20 protein-coding genes are annotated in these 19,569 nt (G+C 44.2%); 15 read left to right on the forward strand and 5 right to left on the reverse strand.

Annotated features, from left to right (window positions below; all coding sequences use genetic code 11):
• The first annotated feature begins 24 nt into the window (after positions 1-24).
• Together panB and fos are read left to right on the forward strand one after the other, a co-directional pair.
• Complete coding sequence (gene panB, locus AC0VYG_RS07750; protein ID WP_475432530.1) at positions 25-804, forward strand: 3-methyl-2-oxobutanoate hydroxymethyltransferase; 780 nt, start codon at positions 25-27, stop codon at positions 802-804.
• Between the two features lie 25 nt (positions 805-829).
• Positions 830-1,228, forward strand: a complete 399-nt coding sequence (fos, locus tag AC0VYG_RS07755) for a FosG/FosC2-related fosfomycin resistance glutathione transferase (protein WP_475431739.1) — start codon at positions 830-832, stop codon at positions 1,226-1,228.
• Positions 1,229-1,324: 96 nt separating this feature from the next.
• Here the strand turns inward: fos and AC0VYG_RS07760 are convergent, their stop codons facing one another.
• The gene (locus AC0VYG_RS07760) at positions 1,325-2,644 is read right to left on the reverse strand and encodes an APC family permease (RefSeq protein ID WP_475431740.1); all 1,320 of its coding nucleotides are present in this window, start codon (positions 2,642-2,644) and stop codon (positions 1,325-1,327) included.
• 12 nt (positions 2,645-2,656) lie between these two features.
• Complete coding sequence (locus AC0VYG_RS07765) at positions 2,657-3,403, reverse strand: nitrilase-related carbon-nitrogen hydrolase (RefSeq protein ID WP_475431741.1); 747 nt, start codon at positions 3,401-3,403, stop codon at positions 2,657-2,659.
• A 176-nt stretch (positions 3,404-3,579) separates the two neighbouring features.
• Here AC0VYG_RS07765 and AC0VYG_RS07770 point away from each other — a divergent pair, with 176 nt between their 5' ends.
• The 5 genes from AC0VYG_RS07770 to blaOXA all read left to right on the forward strand — a co-directional run bounded on the left by AC0VYG_RS07770 (position 3,580) and on the right by blaOXA (position 8,702).
• Positions 3,580-4,674: an ABC transporter substrate-binding protein gene (locus tag AC0VYG_RS07770; protein WP_475431742.1), complete on the forward strand. Its 1,095-nt coding sequence runs from the start codon at positions 3,580-3,582 to the stop codon at positions 4,672-4,674.
• Positions 4,675-4,682: 8 nt separating this feature from the next.
• A complete protein-coding gene (locus AC0VYG_RS07775) occupies positions 4,683-6,476 on the forward strand; it encodes a sensor histidine kinase (RefSeq protein ID WP_475431743.1) in 1,794 nt (597 codons plus the stop codon).
• Positions 6,469-7,113 carry a response regulator transcription factor gene (locus AC0VYG_RS07780; RefSeq protein WP_067020831.1) on the forward strand — a complete coding sequence of 215 codons (645 nt, stop codon included), beginning with the start codon at positions 6,469-6,471 and terminating at the stop codon, positions 7,111-7,113. The genes AC0VYG_RS07775 and AC0VYG_RS07780 overlap by 8 nt, the downstream gene beginning before the upstream one ends.
• Before the next feature lie 77 nt (positions 7,114-7,190).
• Entirely contained in the window at positions 7,191-7,808 is a 618-nt protein-coding gene (locus AC0VYG_RS07785; protein WP_475431744.1) for a LysE family translocator, read from the forward strand.
• Between the two features lie 120 nt (positions 7,809-7,928).
• Positions 7,929-8,702: a class D beta-lactamase gene (gene blaOXA / locus AC0VYG_RS07790; RefSeq protein ID WP_475431745.1), complete on the forward strand. Its 774-nt coding sequence runs from the start codon at positions 7,929-7,931 to the stop codon at positions 8,700-8,702.
• A gap of 101 nt (positions 8,703-8,803) precedes the next feature.
• Here the strand turns inward: blaOXA and AC0VYG_RS07795 are convergent, their stop codons facing one another.
• The 3 genes from AC0VYG_RS07795 to AC0VYG_RS07805 all read right to left on the reverse strand — a co-directional run bounded on the left by AC0VYG_RS07795 (position 8,804) and on the right by AC0VYG_RS07805 (position 11,851).
• Complete coding sequence (locus AC0VYG_RS07795) at positions 8,804-9,784, reverse strand: TauD/TfdA family dioxygenase (RefSeq protein ID WP_475431746.1); 981 nt, start codon at positions 9,782-9,784, stop codon at positions 8,804-8,806.
• Positions 9,785-9,960: 176 nt separating this feature from the next.
• Positions 9,961-11,085: a Gfo/Idh/MocA family protein gene (locus tag AC0VYG_RS07800; RefSeq protein ID WP_475431747.1), complete on the reverse strand. Its 1,125-nt coding sequence runs from the start codon at positions 11,083-11,085 to the stop codon at positions 9,961-9,963.
• 43 nt (positions 11,086-11,128) lie between these two features.
• Positions 11,129-11,851, reverse strand: coding sequence for a GntR family transcriptional regulator (locus tag AC0VYG_RS07805; RefSeq protein ID WP_475431748.1), 723 nt, complete (start codon positions 11,849-11,851; stop codon positions 11,129-11,131).
• Positions 11,852-12,156: 305 nt separating this feature from the next.
• Here AC0VYG_RS07805 and AC0VYG_RS07810 point away from each other — a divergent pair, with 305 nt between their 5' ends.
• The 8 genes from AC0VYG_RS07810 to rho all read left to right on the forward strand — a co-directional run bounded on the left by AC0VYG_RS07810 (position 12,157) and on the right by rho (position 19,521).
• A complete protein-coding gene (locus tag AC0VYG_RS07810) occupies positions 12,157-13,059 on the forward strand; it encodes an aldo/keto reductase (RefSeq protein ID WP_475431749.1) in 903 nt (300 codons plus the stop codon).
• A gap of 36 nt (positions 13,060-13,095) precedes the next feature.
• On the forward strand, positions 13,096-13,650 hold the full coding sequence (locus AC0VYG_RS07815; RefSeq protein WP_475431750.1) for a TRAP transporter small permease: 555 nt from the start codon (positions 13,096-13,098) through the stop codon (positions 13,648-13,650).
• 180 nt (positions 13,651-13,830) lie between these two features.
• Positions 13,831-15,123, forward strand: a complete 1,293-nt coding sequence (locus AC0VYG_RS07820; RefSeq protein ID WP_475431751.1) for a TRAP transporter large permease — start codon at positions 13,831-13,833, stop codon at positions 15,121-15,123.
• 33 nt (positions 15,124-15,156) lie between these two features.
• Positions 15,157-16,236, forward strand: a complete 1,080-nt coding sequence (locus tag AC0VYG_RS07825) for a TRAP transporter substrate-binding protein (RefSeq protein ID WP_475431752.1) — start codon at positions 15,157-15,159, stop codon at positions 16,234-16,236.
• A 488-nt stretch (positions 16,237-16,724) separates the two neighbouring features.
• Complete coding sequence (locus tag AC0VYG_RS07830) at positions 16,725-17,207, forward strand: tetratricopeptide repeat protein (protein ID WP_475431753.1); 483 nt, start codon at positions 16,725-16,727, stop codon at positions 17,205-17,207.
• 78 nt (positions 17,208-17,285) lie between these two features.
• Positions 17,286-17,927, forward strand: a complete 642-nt coding sequence (locus AC0VYG_RS07835) for a glutathione S-transferase family protein (RefSeq protein ID WP_475431754.1) — start codon at positions 17,286-17,288, stop codon at positions 17,925-17,927.
• Between the two features lie 60 nt (positions 17,928-17,987).
• Complete coding sequence (locus AC0VYG_RS07840; RefSeq protein WP_475431755.1) at positions 17,988-18,494, forward strand: GNAT family N-acetyltransferase; 507 nt, start codon at positions 17,988-17,990, stop codon at positions 18,492-18,494.
• A 79-nt stretch (positions 18,495-18,573) separates the two neighbouring features.
• Positions 18,574-19,521, forward strand: coding sequence for a transcription termination factor Rho (gene rho, locus AC0VYG_RS07845; RefSeq protein ID WP_475431756.1), 948 nt, complete (start codon positions 18,574-18,576; stop codon positions 19,519-19,521).
• Positions 19,522-19,569 lie beyond the last annotated feature (48 nt).

Below are 19,569 nucleotides of genomic sequence, written 5' to 3' on the forward strand. Positions count from 1 at the left end.
AAATAGGAGAAGAAAACAATGAAAATGAATCCGCAAAATTTTGTAGCAATGAAGGGAACGAAGCCTATCCCCATGCTAACTGCTTATACTTGCCCGGTTGCCAGAAGTCTTGAGGAAGCTGGGATTCCGGTGATTCTTGTTGGTGACACCGTGGGGATGGTTGAAATGGGCTTTGATAGCACCCGTGAGGTCACTATAGAACATATGGAATATCACATCGGGGCAGTACGTCGCGGTGCGAAGCAAACCCATATAATAGGAGACCTACCTTATGGCACAGATATTGATCCGGAAACCGCCTTCTCTAACGCTCAGCGGCTTATCCAGGCGGGGGCAGATAGCGTGAAACTGGAAGGCGCTAATGTCCAAGTTATCCAGCACTTAGTGAAGCACAATATTCCGGTGGTCGGGCATACTGGGTTGCTCCCCCAAACGGCCAAAAATTTCAAGCAAGTTGGCCAGTCTAGCGAGGAAGCGAAGAAAATCATCAATGAAGCTCAAGCGATTGAGAATGCCGGGGCGTTTATGGTAGTGCTTGAGCATATCCCTTATGCGCTAGCAGGTGAGATCACCGAGGCATTGTCTATTCCTACCATCGGTATCGGTGCGGGCCCTGATACCGATGGACAAGTTTTGGTCATTAACGATGCTCTGGGGCTTGGTGATTATTGGCCGCCATTTTCGAAGCAGTATGCTTATGTGAGCAAAACCGTTTCGAAAGTGGCAAAGGAGTTTGTCGGTGAAGTTGAGTCAATGACGTTTCCGAGCAATATCATTCCGCTCACAGGAACCAACGGACGTTAATATGCGCATGTTGTTGGAGTAAACCGTGATTCTAGGCCTTAATCATATCACCATCGCAGTGAGTGACTTGGAACGTTCTCTAGGGTTTTATCGAGATACTTTAGGCTTCACTGCTCACGTTAAGTGGGACAATGGGGCGTACTTGTCGGTAGGTGAACTTTGGTTCTGTCTTTCTTGTGATGAGCCTTGCCCTAAAAACGATTACACCCATATCGCCTTTGATATCGCTCCGAACGAATTTCAAGCCTTTACAAAACGTATCGTTTCGCAAGGTGTCGACGTCTGGAAAGAAAACAAAAGTGAAGGGCAGTCGTTGTATATTTTAGACCCTGATGGTCACAAATTAGAGTTACACTCAGGCTCACTGAAAAGCAGGTTAGAAGCTCTGACAACAAAGCCATATAGCGGACTTGTTTGGCTGTAAATAGAAAAGCTTTTAAGGTCAATCCCGTTTATTAAAAAGGCCAAGTGTTGCCAAAAACTAGCAAACACTTGGCCTTTTTGTATGACGCTTATAACGTTATTTTATTTCTAATTCGAGTTTGGTGCCGCGTTTTAGTAAAAACAGCATAATGCATACTCCCAAGGTTAACCAACATAGGCCTAAGGTAATGGCATCTTCATCAAGGCTAACAAGCAGTTTTAGGATACAAAGAATACCTAATACTGGTGCTGCCACATGAGTAAGAAAAGTGCCTACTGATTTCTCAGATTGTGGCATGCGAAAGTAAGAGACGACTGCACAAAGGTTGACAAACATAAAGGCCAAGAAAGCACCAAAGTTGATAAAGGATGTGGAGGTGGTAACACTGAGTTTCAATGCCAAGAAACCCACTACACCCACTAAAAGAATGCTCACATAAGGGGTTTTAAAGCGCTCGTGTAACCCTCCAAACCAGCTATTTGGTAGTACACCATCACGACCCATGGCGTAGATTAAGCGTGAGGTACCAGCTTGAGCACTTAGACCTGATGTGAACTGAGCGATTACCAAGGTGGCCACAAAGATAGATGAGAAGACAATACCGCCCACTTGTTTTGCCATATCCGCAGCAGCAGAGTCTGAATTGAAAATAGAAATATCTGGAAAAGCCGTACTCATAATGAAAGACGCCGCAGCGAAGATGACACCGCCAATTACGGTTACCCAAATGATGGCTTTAGGAACGTTTTTCACTGGATTTTCTGTTTCTTCCGCCATCGTTGAAACCGCATCAAATCCCAAGAAAGAATAACAGGCAATCGCGGCGCCAACGAACACCAGGCTAACGTGAGGGTGAGTAGGGGCGGTTGTCGTTGTCGCGACAGCTGCATGGCTTGGGTCGGACACCATCATCATAGCCAAAGCACAGAAAGCGATGATGACGGCCAATTGCAGGATCATCAGTACAAGATTGACCTTTTTGGCGACGCCAAAGCCAACAATGTTTAGTCCTGTCGTCAGCACGATAAACGCGACTAACCAGAACCAGCCTGGAATGGAGGGCGCGTAAGCTTCTAGATATACACCGCCGATTAGCCAAATTACCATAGGCAAGAAAAGGTAATCCAGCAAGATCACCCAGCCAATTAAAAAGCCGAATTTGGCGCCAAAGGTTTTGCTTACATAACCATAAGATGAACCGGATTCAGGAATCTTCTTCGCCATCACCGCGTAGCCAATCGCAGTAAACAGCATAGCAATCATGGCAACTACATAGGACGATGCCACTTGGCCGCCGGATTGTTTGTAAATAACGCCATAGGTACCGAAGACAATCATCGGTGCCATATAGGCCAAACCAAACAGTATTAGGCTGCCGAGCCCAAGTGTTTTTTTCAGTTGTGTGTTCGCTTTCATGATGTTTTCACTCTATTGGTGGTTTATGTATTGATAATCTTTTCGGGATAACTGGACTTGTTCCATGTCCAGTTGCAGGGTTTGAATCGATTCATCCTCGTTCATTTGAAGCAGCACTTCTCCAAACGGAGACACCACTAAGCTCTCGCCTGCAAATTGGCCGCCGTGACCAGAACCTACACGGTTGCAGGTAGCGACAAAGACTTGATTTTCGATGGCGCGAGCTTGGCTCAAAATAAAGTGGGTATTTTCGTATGGGTGCATATTGCTATTAGGCATTAGGATCAGATCGGCGCCTTGTTGTGCAAGCGCTCGGCTGCCTTCAGGAAACTCCAAGTCAAAGCAGATTTGTGCGCCGACGTTGGCATTTAGAATGTGTACCAGTGAAGAGCGATTGCCTTGTGTGAATAAGCCAATATCGTCCAGCCAGAGATGCGCTTTGCGATGTAAAACTTGCTGTTTCCCTTGGTGGATCAAAAACGCACTGTTGTAGAAGGCTGTGCCGTCTTGCTCTATTTGACCTATTAGAATGTGGCTTTGTGTGGTAAGTGTTGCTTGGCAAATACGTTCAAAAGCGTCTTGGGATTGGGTAAATTTATCTTCTAGATTGTCTGCTGTAGGGAAACCCGTAACAGCCAATTCAGGAAAGAGGATGATGTTTGAGTGGGTATGGGTTTCGATGATATGAACGATCTTCTCGGCATTTTTTGTAAAATCGTTGTCATCTATTTCAATCTGAGCAAGTGTTATTTTCATCATTATTTTGCCTAGTTGTTGACGCTTTTTTCTATTCTTGGCGAGTTTCATACAGAAAGAAATGAGGGAGAAGTGCAATGGGGTTGGTATTTGTGTGCAAACACGATAGGTATTTATACCTATTGAACAATGTCAAAAGGTAAGGGACACTGATGTCTGTTTTACTTTTGACCATCTAGATGAACCGACGTCGTTTTCTTCAATTAAGTGCTATTTTTCTGGGGAATGCTGCTTTTTCGCGGCAGGCTTTTGCTCAATCCCTTGTTTTGCGCTATTTGTGCTGGGATGGTTATGATTTACCTGCGTTGCTTAATGAGTTTGAGCATTTGAATAAATGTGATGTGTTGAGTGAGGTTATCAATGACAGTCCAGCGGCTTATGTAAAATTAAGCGGTAAGGGCCATTTAGATTACGACGTGGCCTCTATTGATAGCCCATGGTTAGAACGATTGGACCGTGAAGGATCTCTGGCTACAATTTCAGATTCCTTGAGGCAATCACGTTATGAGCAATACTATCCCCAGTTTCGCGAGCAGTTTTTGCCAAAACAAAATCCGCCCAGAAATTGGTTACCCACTCGTTGGGGCTGGATTGGCCCAACGATTAATACCGCCTATGTTAAAGAGGAAGACTACCAGAGCTATGCGCCCTGTTTTGCCCGAAAAAACCGCGGCAAAATTGGTGTCATGGACTGGGGGGATTGGCCGATTTTACCGATAGCGCTTTATTTAGGCATTGACCCTTACCAACCGCTAGATAAGTATGCGTTAGAGACTTTGCGGCAAGCATTTCGGGCTTTATTCAAGAATCAACCTATTTTTGTGCCTGATATTAGTATCGGTCAAAAAGGCATCGTGGATGGTTCGTTAAAAACGATAATAGGAGCAGGTACCTATCTTACTTCTGCGCTAAGACGGGCGGGTTTTAGTCAAATTAAGACTGTCTTACCCGTGCCCCGCAATGGTTTGAAGCAAGGCATTATTTGGACGGAAGGATCCGCCGCGATGAAAGGGAATCCTAACGAGGCGTTGGCAATGAAGTTAGTGGAATACACAACCTCAATTCACGCGTCTTATATTCTGTCCTATTTAGGGGCTACCTGTAATTTAACGCCTAATATTGAAGTAGAAAAAATGTATTCCGCGAAACAAAGGGCCAGCTTGCAAGTTGATGATGTGGCGTATGTGTTGAAAAATAGTCTAGTCAATCGAACCTCTCCAGACATTGGCCAAATGTTACAAATTTGGCAATCGGAATTGTTTAAAGCGTCATGATATATTTTATGGCCTTGTTGCTTTCTCTTACGGCTTTTTTCTCCACTTGTGTCAAAGCAGAAGCGCCTAAAATCTTTGACCCAACCGTTATTTCTATGTCTTCTTGGGAGGTTTATCAAGGTAAGGGAAAACCCTCTATGGATGGCTATGGCCGTCCAACATCATTATCTCAGTGGCAGAAAATCACGGAGTATAAACCGCCATATTTTCATTTTCCTCTACTGACTCAACGCTGGTTTCGCTCCTCTTTCTTAGTCGGATGGCATTATAAAAATGCCCAATTAGCCTTGTCATTAGGTCCTTTGTTTGCCGATGCACAAGTGTATGTGAATGGCGTGAAGCTCACTCAATTAGAGGAAAACCGTGCCGCACGTTTTTATCGACATTCACAAACGCGGATTTATCTTCTGCCACGTCATAAACTGTGGTTTAGTTTTCTCGATTTTCGCAGAGAGAACCAAATTTTGGTGCATCTTATCGGTAATAAAGAGCCCCTAACACTTAATCCTAAACAGGTTCAAGTAGGCAATTATGAAACCCTTGCGTTAAAAGCCAAAGACTCGGATACCTTGATCAAAATAGCCCAAGGTAGCATGGTTGCTCTGTTGCTTTCCTTTTGTCTATTCTCGATTTTTATGCGGGCGGTGGGGTTTAAAGAGCGGGATAACTCCCTGTTTGGTGCTTACGTTGTGTGTGTTGCTGGTGGGATTTTAAGTGACTCTTTGCTGCTGCCAGACACACTGGGCTATGGTTCTGCTCATTCGCCGTTTCCTGCTCTATTTTCGACTTTTGCCGTTTTTGTTTTGGTCGTTCTCTTATCCCCAAGGCAGCGAGTAGCGCGTTTAACCGGCTTGCTGTTTTTGATCAATCTATTTGTATTATTGTGCCTATTTTTAGAACCCTACAATGGGATTTTCTATCAAGGATTACTGGTGTGTAACCAGGTATTAAGTGCGGCCATTTTGCTTCATGCACTATTTAGACACGCTTTTCTCAAGCGAACAGAAAGTAAATCCCCGTTTTCTGGCCGTCTTTTGTTGATATTGACGTCTTTAGGGTGGCTAGCCCAGTTCTTCTGGGCCTTTAACTACAGTCCAGCTCAGCCTTTGAATATCACATTATTTATTGCTGCTATTATATTATTACTTAATGTAGCGCAGCGCTTTAGAGCGATGGCGAGTTCCTTATTAACCTTATCTAACCGTTTGGTGTCGATCCGTGAGATTGAGCGCGAAAGGCTAACACGGGACATTCATGATGGGGTTGGCCAAGGGCTGTCTACACTTAAGCTGTTAATCAACCTCAATGCGTCTAAGTTGGAGTCCAATTTGGGGGAGATGCTTAAGTCTGAAGTCGCCAATACCTCGAATACATTGAAATCCGTCATTCGTAATCTAAAACCTATAGAGGTTATGTCAGGCTCACCGACGCAAGCTATTATCAGTTTGGCACAGCATAACTGCAGTTTGGCTGGCATAACTCTCAAAATATTTTCGAAAGATGAAGTTACTTTGAGTCAAGAGGGCGCTTATCAGGTGTATCGTATTGGACAAGAAGCCTTGAATAATGCGATTAAACACAGTAGTGCACAAGAAATTACCTTATCGTTTCGCGTAACAGGCAATATCTATCGAGTGCAGATAGCGGATGATGGTAAAGGTATGGAAGAGGAGACAGCGGAAGACAGTTATGGTATGAACTCGATGAACGAGCGAAGTATGATTCTTGGGGCAAGTTTAAGTGTTGACAGCCAAGGTTCCAATGGAACCACTATATTGTTAGAGGTGCCAATTCATGATTAATGCGGTTGTGGTGGATGATCATGTGATGTTTCAGCAAGGCGTTAAAGCCTTGTTGGAAGAGTCTCAGCAAATTAGTGTGGTCGATACGGCTACCAATGTCATTGATGCTGAGCGAATCATCATGGGGAAAAAACCTGATGTTTGTGTGTTGGATATTTCCTTAACACAGGGGAATGGTTTGGAGCTTGCCGAGCGCTTACGTTCCCGTGGTTATCAAGGTGCCATCGTTATGCTGACCATGCATACTGAGCTGAGTATTTTTAAGCGTGCCTCGTCTATCGCTAAGATTGACGGTTATGTGCTTAAGCTGGATGCCTCTGAAGATCTGGTAAAGGCCATCATGGGGGCTATGAGCGGAAAGCGTTTTGTCAGCCCCGCGATTGCTCAAGAAATGGCCTGGCAAGATGGTCAAAATAATCTAGATGAAAGTCCGCTTAGCACGCGTGAAATCGAAGTGCTTACCTTGGTCGCTGAAGGACACGGCAGTGAAGCCATCGCTTCACGATTAAAACTAAGTAAGCGTACGGTGGATAATCATAGGGCGAATATTCGTAAAAAACTGGGTTTAACCAACTCAGCGGAGTTAACACGTTATGCCATTGAGCAGGGGTTACTGCTTAACCTAAATGTCCGCTAAGCTAAAGATATGCATATAGTGATGCTGTCTAGGTTTGGTGGTAGTGTTCTTGCTACCTTACAAGAAGGAAACATTCGATGATATCTTTTGGTTTTTTACTGACTTCGCTAGTTGTCGTGTTGATCCCTGGAACAGGCGTTTTATACACTGTTGCTACAGGTTTATTTTCTGGGAAGCGTGCGAGTTTCTTTGCCGCATTTGGCTGTACTTTAGGTATTATTCCGGCTCTGTTAGCGAGTAGTTTCGGACTTGCGGCTCTTTTTCACACGAGTGTCGTTGCTTTTCAAGTTGTTAAGTATGCTGGGGCAGCCTACCTACTTTATTTAGCATGGCAAATGTGGCGTTCTTCTTCTCCTTTAAGCCTCTCTAAGCAACAGTCAAACAAACAGTATTCGAGCCTTGTCATCAAAGGTTTCCTGTTAAATATCTTAAACCCTAAACTGTCCATTTTCTTTTTAGCTTTTCTTCCGCAGTTTATTCCTAGCAGTGTAGAAAACCCTTTGAACAGTATGCTTTTACTTGGGGCTGTGTTTATGCTCATGACCTTTGTTGTGTTTGTTATATATGGCTTTTTATCTAGTTTGTTTAGTGCCTATATCATAAAATCTGAGAAGGCCAGTGTTATGATTCAACGCATTTTTGCCACAAGCTTTGCGGCACTTGCCCTCAAGCTAGTATTTAGCGAGCGAACATAATAAGCATTCTGTTAGAAGAGATAGCTTGGTCTTTATAAGAGCTGGCTAAGCTTAAAGAAGCCCTAGCATTGTCTAGAAAACTGCTGACAACAGCACGCTACGTCGAGTAAGGATCAAGGAATGAATAAATTACTATTACTCATCTTTTTTATTGCCACCAATGTTTTTGCCCAAGAGGGAGACGAAGGCCTTAAAACAGTATTTGCGGATTCTCAAGTTGAGGGAACGGTTGTTATTGAAAACCTAGACGGCTCAAAAAGGTATGTTTATAACCAAGCTCGGGCCCATACCAAGCTTGCTGTTGCCTCAACGTTTAAAATTCCCAATACGCTAATAGGGGTAGACGAACATCTCGTAACAGGGAAGTCCAGTATTTTCGAGTGGGATGGGAAAGAACATGACATTAAGGCATGGAACCAAAACCAAACACTGGCTTCTGCTTTCCAAGTATCCTGTGTGTGGTGTTATCAAGACATAGCGAAAAAAGTCGGCGCAGAAAAATATAAAGCCTACATCAAAGCGATGCATTACGGTGCTTTGCCTGACCAGTTTGATGTACAAACTTTCTGGCTAGACGGTACGCTAAAGCTGACGGCGTACGAACAAGTTAATTTTTTAAAGCGCTTATATCATCATGAGCTGCCTTTCAGTGATAACGCCTTCCATGTTCTAAAAGACATTATGCTGGCTGAGAAAACGGAAAACTACTCAATGTACGCTAAAAGTGGCTGGGCACGACGAGTAGAAAACCCTGTTGGTTGGTATGTTGGCTATGTTGAGAGCCGTTCTGGTGTTTGGTTTTTCGCTACCAATTTAGCGGTTAAGGATGCAAAACATTTAAGCCTAAGAAAAGCCATGACCGTTCGTGCTTTAAGGCATGTCGGGGCTATTTAACGTTATTCTTGCCGATGGGGGGAGAAAAGACCTTTGCTTGGCGTCGCTCGTGACATCGTGCAAAGGTCTCTGGTTAATCAAAGTGAAATGGCTAAAAGTATTTATTTGCAGGCAATAGAGGCGAGAATGCGCCGCTCTCCTTCGAATGGTTGACGAGCATGCAGTACAGTATGATTATTCACCCAGAGCACATCCCCTGCTTGCCATGTAAAGTTAACGCAGCTTTCGTCCATTTGGGCCATTAGTTGTTGCAAAACAGCATCGTCCATGACATCGCCGTTGGCGGTAGACACCGCCTTTTTACCTTCGTTTCGGGCATCATTCCAACCGGTATAAACCGCGACGATGGAGTTAAAGAAGACTTTTTGCTGTGTTTCTTCATCAAAACGAATGGCTTTTAAAATCGCTGTTTCTGTTTTCAAATTACCGTTTTCAAGCCATTCCCAGCTCATGCCAGCTTCACGCATTTTTTCTTCGGCTTGCTCTCGGGTTTCTACATTGAAGGTTTCTTTCCACGAGCGACCAATTGCAGAATTGTTATCCGTTTGTTCAGGCATAACACGAATATAGCGCACGCCTTGCTCTGCAATTTTTTGCGCGAAATCTTCATCGATTTCGAAAAATTTCTGACAGATCTCACCTGAATGAAGCAGGGAGGTCGCCCCACCTTTGTTAGCGGGTGTTTCACAATAAAAGAAAATATAACCTGGTGGAGTAGGGACTTGTGCCATCTCATGATGAAAAGGAATGGTTTCAGAAGCGGGTGATTCATTGGCGGTGACAATACGCGACGCCGTCACTTTTTCTCGTGGAGCAGCGCCACCCACATAGGGCATATTTTCATAGTCCGTCTGGTTGAGCATGTCTTCAAAAGATTGTGACGAGCCAACAGGAAAGCCTCTAAACAGGATAGCGCCGTGCTTAATGAGTAAATCATGAAGTTCCGTTTTATTTTCAGATACCCAGTTTAGAAAGCTTGGTTCATCCTTTTGGACATCATAATTAGGCGGTGTGACAAGCAATGGAAAGTCGAGACCGTTTACCTGCTTTTGTTCTGCCAGTTTGGAAATTACCACACTCATAGCTACTCCCGAAAATTTTATTATTATTGGATCTGATACACCATAGATAGTGAATCAATAGTGTATCAATTTGCCTGTTCACTTTAATCTTCTGTTTTTAAAAAGTAAATCAATAGTGAATGAATTTTTCTTATCGCGACAAGTGTATTCAGCTTACCTATTGATTTAAAAGCTTTTTAAGAAAAGTGAAAACCATCATCCGTTAGGTTAACTGATTGGCCTGTTAGGGCAGAATGCTGGGCGGCTAAACCGATGACCACCGCTCGAAGTCCATCTTCAATGGAGACATCGACGGCTGCTCCTTCGGTAATCGCTTTGAAAAATCCCAGATGCTGATAAAACGTTGAACCATTATGGTCGCCAGCGGCAAGCAACTTATCATCCACTGGAATATCTTTTTCAATGGGGCCTTTTGGGGAGCGAGGACTCAACACGACTTTTGGTACCGGAGCGGGGCCCAGTGTTTCGTTTGGCCAAAAACGCCCAGGGCCTGGAACAAAGCACTCCAATTTGGCTTTTGGAGCAATGGCGCAGATTTCTTCTTGGTAGCGAGAGCCTTCAGCAAACATATTGAGATCTAAAGAAGCTCGTTGACCGCTTGCAAAATCGACGATAACAAAGGCGTTGTCTATAATATCGGGCGTCATACCATCGTAGCGCTCGTCGAGGTGGTTGCAATCTTGCCCGGTGGAGGCATAGATACGTTTGGCTTCTGACCCTGTCAGCAAGCGCATTAAATCAAAAAAGTGGCAGCATTTTTCAACTAATGTGCCTCCCGTTTTTTCGTTAAAACGGTTCCAATCGTTTACTTTTTCTAGGAAGGGAAATCGATGCTCACGGATGTTGAGCATTTTCATCTCACCAATATCGCCATTCTGTATTTGCTGGCGGAACAGACTGACGGGGGGCATGTAGCGATATTCCATGGCAACCCAAATAGGGGCAGGGTGTTTGGCGGCAGCGGCACGGATGTTGGCGACTTGTTCCAGGCTTGTTACCACGGGTTTTTCCACTAAGATGGGTAAGGCTGTTTTACTAAACAATTCCAATAACTGGTTAGCATGCTGGTAGTTTGGTGTGGCAATGACAATGGCTTCTAACCCCAGATCAGCATTTAGCATATCATCTAGCGTTTGGAAGTAGTGGGCATCCGGCACTAACTCAGCACAACGACGTTGCATAGCTGGGTCCGGTTCGGTGATGGCGATGACGTCTGCGCCATCAATAAGAGCAAGGTTGCGTAAATGTTCTTGGCCCATCATTCCGCAGCCGAGCATGCCGTATCTTACTGATTTACTCATGTTTAACCTCTTATTTTTATTTGTGAGCGGTGGTTAGAAATGACTAGTGCCATCGTGCTATGTATCTGGCTTTTTCAGGGTGATACCAAGTGAATGAAAACTCTTCAATATTGCCTTCGTTGGACCAACTTCTACGTTGCACTCTTGGTAACACAGCCTCTGGGGCGAGTCCCAGTCCTTGCGTTACCCATTCAGATGGGCAGATACAATCAATTTCGTCTTCTACTCGACTAATCCAAAAGGAAAAATTTTCGCGATAATGGAGATATAAGGATTCGTGTAGATCGGATGCTTGTAGGGATTTGGCATGGGCGTGACGGAACCAAATTTGTTCCATGGCGACCAATTGACGGTTTAAATAGCGCTCACGTTTGATACACCAAAGTTGATGAGACTCGTCCTCTTTTAGGGCCAGTTGCTTGGACACGTAGTCGTTGTCATCAACAGAAACACTCAGGGTACTTGCCGTCGGAATGCCGCCACCTTCACGTAATTCAAGGTGGAAGAACTGGTAAATAGCTTGTCCATCGGGGGCGCGTTTTACATAGTTTCCTGACCCTTGACGACGTTCAAGCAAGCCATCTTCTTCCAATTTTGCTAGAGACTTTCTCAAGGTGCCAACGGCGACGCCGAGTTTTGTGGCAAGCTCCGCTTCAATTGGCAGTTTGTCACCTGGAAGCCAATGACCTGCCGCAATTTCTCGGTGTAAGAGCTCACTGATTTGAATGTAGATTGGTAATTGTTTTGCTGTGTTGTTGTTTTTCACTTACTCACCTAATTTACTGAAAATAGACATATTTATTTTATAAGTCAGCATGCTCTGTGTAAGTTGAAATGTCCGATACTCCTCGGACAGAACCTTAATCTCATCACTAGTAAAGTGTTTTTTTAATAAATTCATTCACTATTGATTTACATCATGAGCATACACTGATAGGGTAAATATACAACCAATTCTGTCGTCTTCTGAAGCTGGGGGCGACCTAGATTAGGGCAATAATAAAAATAAATGAGTCAGAGTCGTTTAGGACGAATCTGGCTACTAAGCGTGTTAGTCGGGAGTAACAATTCATGGAAAAGTTGCAAATTGGTCAGTCTGATCTGCAGTTTAGTCGTTTGGTATACGGTGTATGGCGCTTGGCCGATGCGGCGGATACATCTCATGCCCATATCCGAGAGAAAGTGGATGCTTGTCTTGATCAAGGCATAACAACGTTCGATCATGCTGATATTTATGGCGATTATGAGTGTGAGCGGCTGTTTGGACAGATATTAGAAAAAGATTCCTCGCTACGTTCCCGAATGGAACTCATTTCCAAGTGTGATATTGCGCTTTTGTCAGACAAATTCCCTAATCGTCGTGTCAAATACTACGATACCAGCGCTCTCTATATTGAAAAGAGCGTTGAGCAAAGCTTAAAAAACCTTCATACCGATTATTTAGATCTCCTACTAATCCATCGACCTGATCCTTTCATGAATGCCACTGAAACAGGCCATGCTCTTGATGCTCTTGTTGATAGCGGTAAGGTTCGCGCGGTTGGAGTGTCAAATTTTTCCGTTTGGGATTGGCGATTATTGCAAGCCAATATGAGGCATTCGCTTGTGGCAAACCAAGTGGAAATGAGTTTGTTGCATCGTGATGAGTTTACCAATGGCAACCTTTCCGCCATGCAAATAGACGGTATGACACCGATGGCTTGGTCACCTCTTGCTGGTGGTGGGCTGTTTAATTCGTCACCAGAAACACAACGTTTAGCCCCCATTTTTGAACGCATGGCTGACATACAACATTGCACAGTGGATCAAATCGCGCTCGCTTGGTTGTTAGCACACCCTGCTTGCATTATTCCGGTGGTCGGCACGAACAATTTGGATCGCATCAAAGCCTTATCCCATGTCTCAAATATAGACATAGATCGTGAAACTTGGTTTGAGTTATGGACGGCCGCTGCGGGTCAGGAAGTGCCTTAATCACAATAAAAACAGCCCTTAAAAGGGGAGCGCACGATGATAGTGATAAAAATATTGGTGACCGTTTTAGCTCGCATCAATGAGTGGATCAGCTGTATTGGCAGACAAATCGCTTGGGTTTTGGTTAGCGCGATGATTTGCATCATCTTGCTCCAGGTGTTTTGTCGTTACGTTTTAAATAACGCTCTGCCTTGGCCTGAAGAAGCGGCCCGTTCTTTGATGATCTGGATGATGGCGATGGTAGCGGGAGAGGCTTATCGAAGAGGTTCCTTTGTCGCCATTGATATGTTTGTGCATGCCTTGCCAGAAAAAGCATCCAGCCTACTTAAACTCTTTTTGTTTGTTGTATCCGGTATTGTGCTGTTAAAGCTCAGCTTTTTAGGCGTGGATTTTTTTGAGCGGGGTTTTAGGGTGAGAGCGGCTTCAATGCCTATTGCTCGTGCATGGATTTATCTGGCCATGCCGATTTGTTTTGCGACCATGCTGCTCGTTAACATTGAGCTTTGTCTAAGGGAACTTGGATGTTTAATGGGTTATAAAAAAGACTTTGAACTGCATTTTTTATCCTCAGAAAACGTTAGTGCAGAATAGTTTAAATACAGAGCGTTACTTAAAAAGAGACCTTTTCACGATGTCACGAGCGACGCCAAGACGCGGCAAAAACAGACGAGAAAGCGATAAATGAGCATTTTGAGTCTGTTTTTAACAAAGTATTGGCAAGCGTAGTAGTCATGCAAACGTCTCAAAAAAATAAAAAAAGAGAGAGTCAGTATGCTAGCCCTGTTTTTACCTTTATTTTTAGTACTATTGTTAATCGGTATGCCTGTTTTTTTTGCCATGCTGGTAGCACCCGGTTTTATGTTGTTTTCTACTGGGATGGAGCGAGATATCTCTCTGCTGTTCCGTAATATCTATAATGGTATTGATTCTTTTCCTTTAATGGCGATTCCCTTTTTTATGCTCGCGGGCGAGATCATGAATCGAGGGGGAATCACTTATAATCTTGTGCAATTTTCTCAATCATTTATTGGGCATGTCCGTGGTGGTTTGGCCCATGTCAATATTCTGTCGAGTATGTTGTTTGCTGGCTTGTCCGGTTCAGCAGTGGCCGATACGTCAGCCATTGGTTCCATGATGATCCCCGCCATGCAGAAGAATGGCTATTCTCGTAAGTTTGCTGCGGCCATCACAGCGGCTTCCTCCGTCATTGGGCCCATTATTCCGCCCTCTGGCATCATGATTATTTACGCTTATACCATGCAGGTGTCTGTCGCATCGTTATTTGCCGCCGGTATTGTGCCAGGGATTTTGATCGGCCTTTCTTTGATGCTTATGGTGGCCTTAATGGCGAAAAAATATAATTTTCCAGCCGCTGGTGCGAAAGCCAGTTGGCCTGAGCGTGCAACGGCAACACGCAAGGCCATTTTTCCGCTGATGGCACCGGTCATTATTTTAGGTGGGATTATTGGTGGTTTATTTACCCCGACGGAAGCGTCCGCTATTGCGACTGCCTATGCACTGATTATCAGTGTTTGGGTGATGAAAACGGTCAAGCTAAAGGATTTACCTGCGATTTTTGTCAAAGGGGCTCAGTCATCGGCGGTGGTTTTATTACTGGTTGGCGCGGCGATTGCCTTTAAAACCGTGGTCAGCTTGTCGCACAGTGCGGAAATTTTAGCCAACTGGGTGTTGTCTTTGAGTAGCAACCCGCTCATTCTGTTATTTCTGATCAACGTGTTGTTGTTTATTGTCGGCATGTTTTTAGACGCAGGGCCAGCCATTATTATTTTAGGACCGATTCTCGCTCCGATCTTTATCCACCTTGGCGTCGATCCCATCCATTTTGCCATTATCATGAGCGTTAACTTGACCGTTGGCTTAGCAACCCCGCCAATGGGCTTGGTATTATTTGTCGCTTCCAGTGTCTCAGGTGAGCGAGTGGAAACCATTTCACGGGCAATTTTGCCGTTTTTGGCGGTTGAAATCGCCATTATATTCTTAATAACGTTTTTCCCTTCCATATCTATGACCGTGCCAAGACTACTTGGTTTGGTCGCTGGATAGTGCTATCAAGCAAACAATACAGAGGACTTGTCAATGTTACCTAAAATAAAAATAAATCATGTGATTGCCTCCGCTCTGATAGGCGTGTGTGTCATGCTGGGTGGAATTCAACAAACGTATGCCGCAGAGTTTAATCTTCGAGCTGTTTCTAACGCCAATGAAAGTGATGAGGATTACGATGGCTTAATTGTCTTTAAGGATTATGTGGAGTCCCATTCAAATGGGAAAATTGGCGTGGATATTTACATGGGAACTCAGCTTTGTAGTAACGGCGTTGAGTGCCTTGAAGCGCTAGAGTCCGGATCGATCGATATCTATATCTCGACATCTGGTGGCGCGGCATCTATGTTCCCATACATTCAAGTGTTGGATTTGCCTTATATCTTGCCAAATGACCGAGTGGCTGAAACCGTCTTTAGAACGGGCGATTTTACTCGAGCGCTGCGTCAGCAAATTTTAAAAGACTCTGGTAATTCGGTTCGTCTAATGACAATAGGGAACACAGGCGGCTGGCGTAATTTTGCGAATACCAAACATACGGTGAAAACACCTGCCGATTTAAAAGGCATGAAAATACGTACGATTGTTGCCGATCTACCACAGCAACTGGTTCGCGCGATGGGAGCAAGCCCAACACCGATTCCATGGGGCGATCTCTTTACTTCTTTGCAAACCGGTGTAGTGGATGGTTCCAAAAATGGCATTACCGATATAATGGGAATGAAATTTACCGATGCGGGTTTGAAATACCTAACGCTTGATGGGCATGCTTATATGTCGGCGCTTTGGTTTATGAACAATGATGTGTTTGAGAAAATGCCAAAAGACCTGCGTAAAGTCGTGGTGGATGGTTTTTATAATTTGCAGCAAGCGACCTTTGCTTCGCCAAAACGGAAATCCATTCAAGCCTATAAAGACTTTAAGAAAGCTGGTGGTGAAGTTTATGTCCCAACGCCTGCGGAAAAAGCTCAGTTTAAAGAGGCCGCTAAGCCTGTTTATGCTTGGTTTGAGAAGAACGTGAAAAACGGTGACAAGTGGTATAACTTGCTAAACAATGCCGCTATAAAAGCCGAGAAGCAGGTTAGTGCGGATGATGCAAAAGATTTAAAATGAGACTTTCGCACGACTACTATGCTTGCCAATACTTTGTTAAAAACAGGCACAAAATGCTCATTTATAGCGATAAACTCCGCTTTCTCGTCTGTTTTTGCCGCGTCTTGGCGTCGCTCGTGACATCGTGCAAAGGTCTCAAAATAACCTTGCTTTGTTTCATACTCGTGGAGGGTCGTCTCGATATCACGAGAACCTTCACCTCGTAAATAAGTCGCCACTATGTACTATGTAGCCAAGGTAAATGGCTACATAGTATCCTACCTTTCCTAATGTCGGCGGATAGGGCAAACTTAAGCTGATCTTGTTTAGTCTCCTGCGCGAATTCTTGATCTACAACGGTTCATTTTAGCAGTCGTGTCTAACGTCACCTTTGGTATATTGAACGCATAGAACATGGTTATTGTGTCCAAGTGGTTGTGGATGCCGTACGAGATACTCTTCATAAAATAACGGAATAAGAGGTTTGGCTGAATGAGGTTAAAGAATTGATGGAATCGGTTTTAGAAGAAGCGATAGCACTGCGTCAGTCTGGTCAACACGAAGAGTCCAGAAAGCGGCTTAATACCTTGTTATACGATGAAGATTGGAAGGCAAAGGCGCATCTAGAGATTGCTTGGTCCTATGACAATGAAGGTAAGGAGCATGAGGCTATTGTCCACTATGAATCGGCATTGTCTGGCTTGCTCTCAAAGCAAGAGCGTTTCGATGCACTGTTTGGGTTAGCGAGTACGTACAGATGCATTGGTTTTTATAAAGAAGCTCTTCACTACTTTGAGTTAACGCTTGCTGAGTATCCCAATGAGATTGAAGCCAAACCTTTTTATGCTATGTGTTTGTATAACCTAGGCCGTCATAAAGAAGCCACTGCATTATTGCTTGAGTTGTTGGTATCGACGACGAATCATGAGTCAATCAAAGCCTATCAACAAGCCATAATCTTGTATGCAAAGGATTTAGATAAACGCTGGTAGGGTATACCTTGTTTCGTTTATTCTAGGGTGTTTTATTTGAGCCTCTATTGGCCACCTGCTAAATAAAAGGATTCTTTCGTGAAAATCTATGGTAGAACGACGTCATTTAATGTTCAAAAAGTCCTTTGGTTTTTGGAAGAGCTTGGCGTTACCTATGAGCATATTGAGCTAGGTGGACGTTTTGGTGGACTTGAATCTGACGCGTTTGCCTCATTGAATCCGATGAAAAAAGTCCCTGTCTTAATCGATGGTGATAAAGTTATTTGGGAGTCGCACACGGTTTTGCGTTACCTTGCGGCAACTTATGGTACTGACAACTGGTATTCAGACGATGCCTATCAGCGTTCGTTATATGAACGTTGGATGGATTGGTCTCATGTGCTTTTTCAACCGGCTTTTATGGCGATGTTCTGGGGGTATTATCGAATGCCTGCCAGTAAACGAAACATGCCTGAAGTGAATGATGCTCTACAAAAATGCCTGACATGTCTAGCAACATTAGATGCCGTACTCGCTCACTCCACATTCGTTGCTGGTGAAACCATGACTCTGGGTGACATTTGCGCGGGTTCCATTATTTATCGACTTATTTCCCAAGGGCTAGATGTGCCACTTCCCCAACATGTTGCACATTGGTATGAGAGGTTAAAAATGCATCCTGGCTATCAAAAATGGATCATGAGCGATTTTACTGAGCTGAAAGGCCGAGAAGATTTTTAATCTCTTGTTAAGATAAGGAAATACGGTAGAGAAGAGTTTGCAGGTAAATGATGAATGTCCATGACTGATAAAAGCGTTTCAAAGGTTTCATTGATCAATATTGAGTCGACATCACGACGTGTACTGGAGAACTTATTCCATTACTATGTGTATGATATGTCTGAATTCATGGGATGGGCGCCAAATGATCAGGGGCAGTTTTCATTCCGATTGTCTCAGTTTGATGTTTACTGGCAAAGAGAAGATCATTTTCCATATTTTATCTATGTGGAGGGGGAATTAGCGGGTTTTGCCCTGGTACGCAAATATCCTGCTAATAGGTCTGTCTACGATATAGAGCAGTTCTTTGTGTTACGCAAATTTAAAGGGCAGGGCGTTGGTAAGCAAGTTCTTGAACTGATTCTCAAATCCTACCCAGGGAAGTGGCAAATCCGTGTTTTAAAAGAAAATACTGGCGCGCTTCATTTTTGGAAGTCCGCAGTGTCTCGTATTGTGGGCAGTGACTATAGCCTCTGCGACGATATCGATGTGGATTTGACGATGCATTTTATTCGCTTTCAAGTGTAAGTTCTATCTCAAAAGCACCTCGTCATACGACGATAAACAGATCCATTCACTTTATTACCCAAGGCGATCCATCGATATTATGGCGAGAAAAATATTAAGTTTGAAAGGCAAAAGACAGGCAGACACTGGTCCGATTGACGATGTGGTCGAGGATCAATTTCCTAATGATCCAGAGAAGCGTTTTTTAAATGGCGTTGTTGTTCATCCTTCTCCTTGTCTTCATTTAGCGTCTGGTTCTAAGCTGCGCACTGTGCGAGCAATGGATTTGATTACACCAATTGGTATGGGGCAGCGCGGGTTGATTGTCGCGCCGCCGGGATCCGGCAAAACGACGATGTTAAAACACATCTGCCAGGCGGTGGCAGCAGCTTACCCTGAGATCAAGCTGTATGCCTTGCTGATTGATGAGCGTCCTGAAGAAGTAACGGATTTTAAACGCAGTGTGTCGGCAGAAGTGCATGCGTCGTCTTCGGACGAAAACTACACCCAGCATGTTCGAGTGGCGGATAAGCTGCTTGAAACGGCTCGCAAGCAAGCTGGTGAAGGCAAGGATGTGATGATAGTTATCGACTCGCTGACAAGGCTCTCTCGCATACACAACGCAGAGCAGCGAGGTAATGGCCGAACCATGTCGGGCGGGCTAGATAGTCGAGCGTTGGAAATACCGCGTAAACTGTTTGGCGCGGCAAGAAAGATTGAAAATGGTGGATCGTTGACCATTTTAGCTACCGTGCTGGTGGAAACGGGAAGCCGCATGGATCAGGTGATTTTCGAAGAGTTTAAAGGTACGGGGAATATGGAGATCGTATTATCCCGTGAAGTGGCGAATCAACGGATTTTCCCTGCAATCGATATTGCTAAAAGTAGTACCCGTCGTGAAGAGCTGCTGATTGATGCTAAAGATATTGAAAAGGTGCGAACCTTGCGACGTGCACTGACTCATCTTACGCCATTAGAAGGCGCTCAGAAGTTAGTGGCCTTATTGGAAAAGTACCCAACCAACGCCGAACTCTTGGATGCATTCTGACGTCCATGAATCCAAGCGGTGTTATCATTTCTAGATTACTAGCCTCAT

The sequence above is a fragment of the Marinomonas sp. 63XJN7_7_ISO-PGPR-S23-202 genome (assembly GCF_056173505.1).

Bases quoted from the DNA above. Each gene is read 5' to 3' on its own strand.
- AC0VYG_RS07800 (WP_475431747.1), bottom strand. From the start codon at position 11,085: ATGAGTAAATCAGTAAGATACGGCATGCTCGGCTGCGGAATGATGGGC.
- blaOXA (WP_475431745.1), top strand. From the start codon at position 7,929: ATGAATAAATTACTATTACTCATCTTTTTTATTGCCACCAATGTTTTT.
- AC0VYG_RS07830 (WP_475431753.1), top strand. From the start codon at position 16,725: ATGGAATCGGTTTTAGAAGAAGCGATAGCACTGCGTCAGTCTGGTCAA.
- AC0VYG_RS07765 (WP_475431741.1), bottom strand. From the start codon at position 3,403: ATGATGAAAATAACACTTGCTCAGATTGAAATAGATGACAACGATTTT.
- AC0VYG_RS07770 (WP_475431742.1), top strand. From the start codon at position 3,580: ATGAACCGACGTCGTTTTCTTCAATTAAGTGCTATTTTTCTGGGGAAT.
- AC0VYG_RS07840 (WP_475431755.1), top strand. From the start codon at position 17,988: ATGACTGATAAAAGCGTTTCAAAGGTTTCATTGATCAATATTGAGTCG.
- AC0VYG_RS07775 (WP_475431743.1), top strand. From the start codon at position 4,683: ATGGCCTTGTTGCTTTCTCTTACGGCTTTTTTCTCCACTTGTGTCAAA.
- AC0VYG_RS07825 (WP_475431752.1), top strand. From the start codon at position 15,157: ATGTTACCTAAAATAAAAATAAATCATGTGATTGCCTCCGCTCTGATA.
- AC0VYG_RS07760 (WP_475431740.1), bottom strand. From the start codon at position 2,644: ATGAAAGCGAACACACAACTGAAAAAAACACTTGGGCTCGGCAGCCTA.
- AC0VYG_RS07780 (WP_067020831.1), top strand. From the start codon at position 6,469: ATGATTAATGCGGTTGTGGTGGATGATCATGTGATGTTTCAGCAAGGC.
- AC0VYG_RS07810 (WP_475431749.1), top strand. From the start codon at position 12,157: ATGGAAAAGTTGCAAATTGGTCAGTCTGATCTGCAGTTTAGTCGTTTG.
- rho (WP_475431756.1), top strand. From the start codon at position 18,574: ATGGCGAGAAAAATATTAAGTTTGAAAGGCAAAAGACAGGCAGACACT.
- AC0VYG_RS07785 (WP_475431744.1), top strand. From the start codon at position 7,191: ATGATATCTTTTGGTTTTTTACTGACTTCGCTAGTTGTCGTGTTGATC.
- AC0VYG_RS07795 (WP_475431746.1), bottom strand. From the start codon at position 9,784: ATGAGTGTGGTAATTTCCAAACTGGCAGAACAAAAGCAGGTAAACGGT.
- AC0VYG_RS07815 (WP_475431750.1), top strand. From the start codon at position 13,096: ATGATAGTGATAAAAATATTGGTGACCGTTTTAGCTCGCATCAATGAG.
- panB (WP_475432530.1), top strand. From the start codon at position 25: ATGAATCCGCAAAATTTTGTAGCAATGAAGGGAACGAAGCCTATCCCC.
- AC0VYG_RS07820 (WP_475431751.1), top strand. From the start codon at position 13,831: ATGCTAGCCCTGTTTTTACCTTTATTTTTAGTACTATTGTTAATCGGT.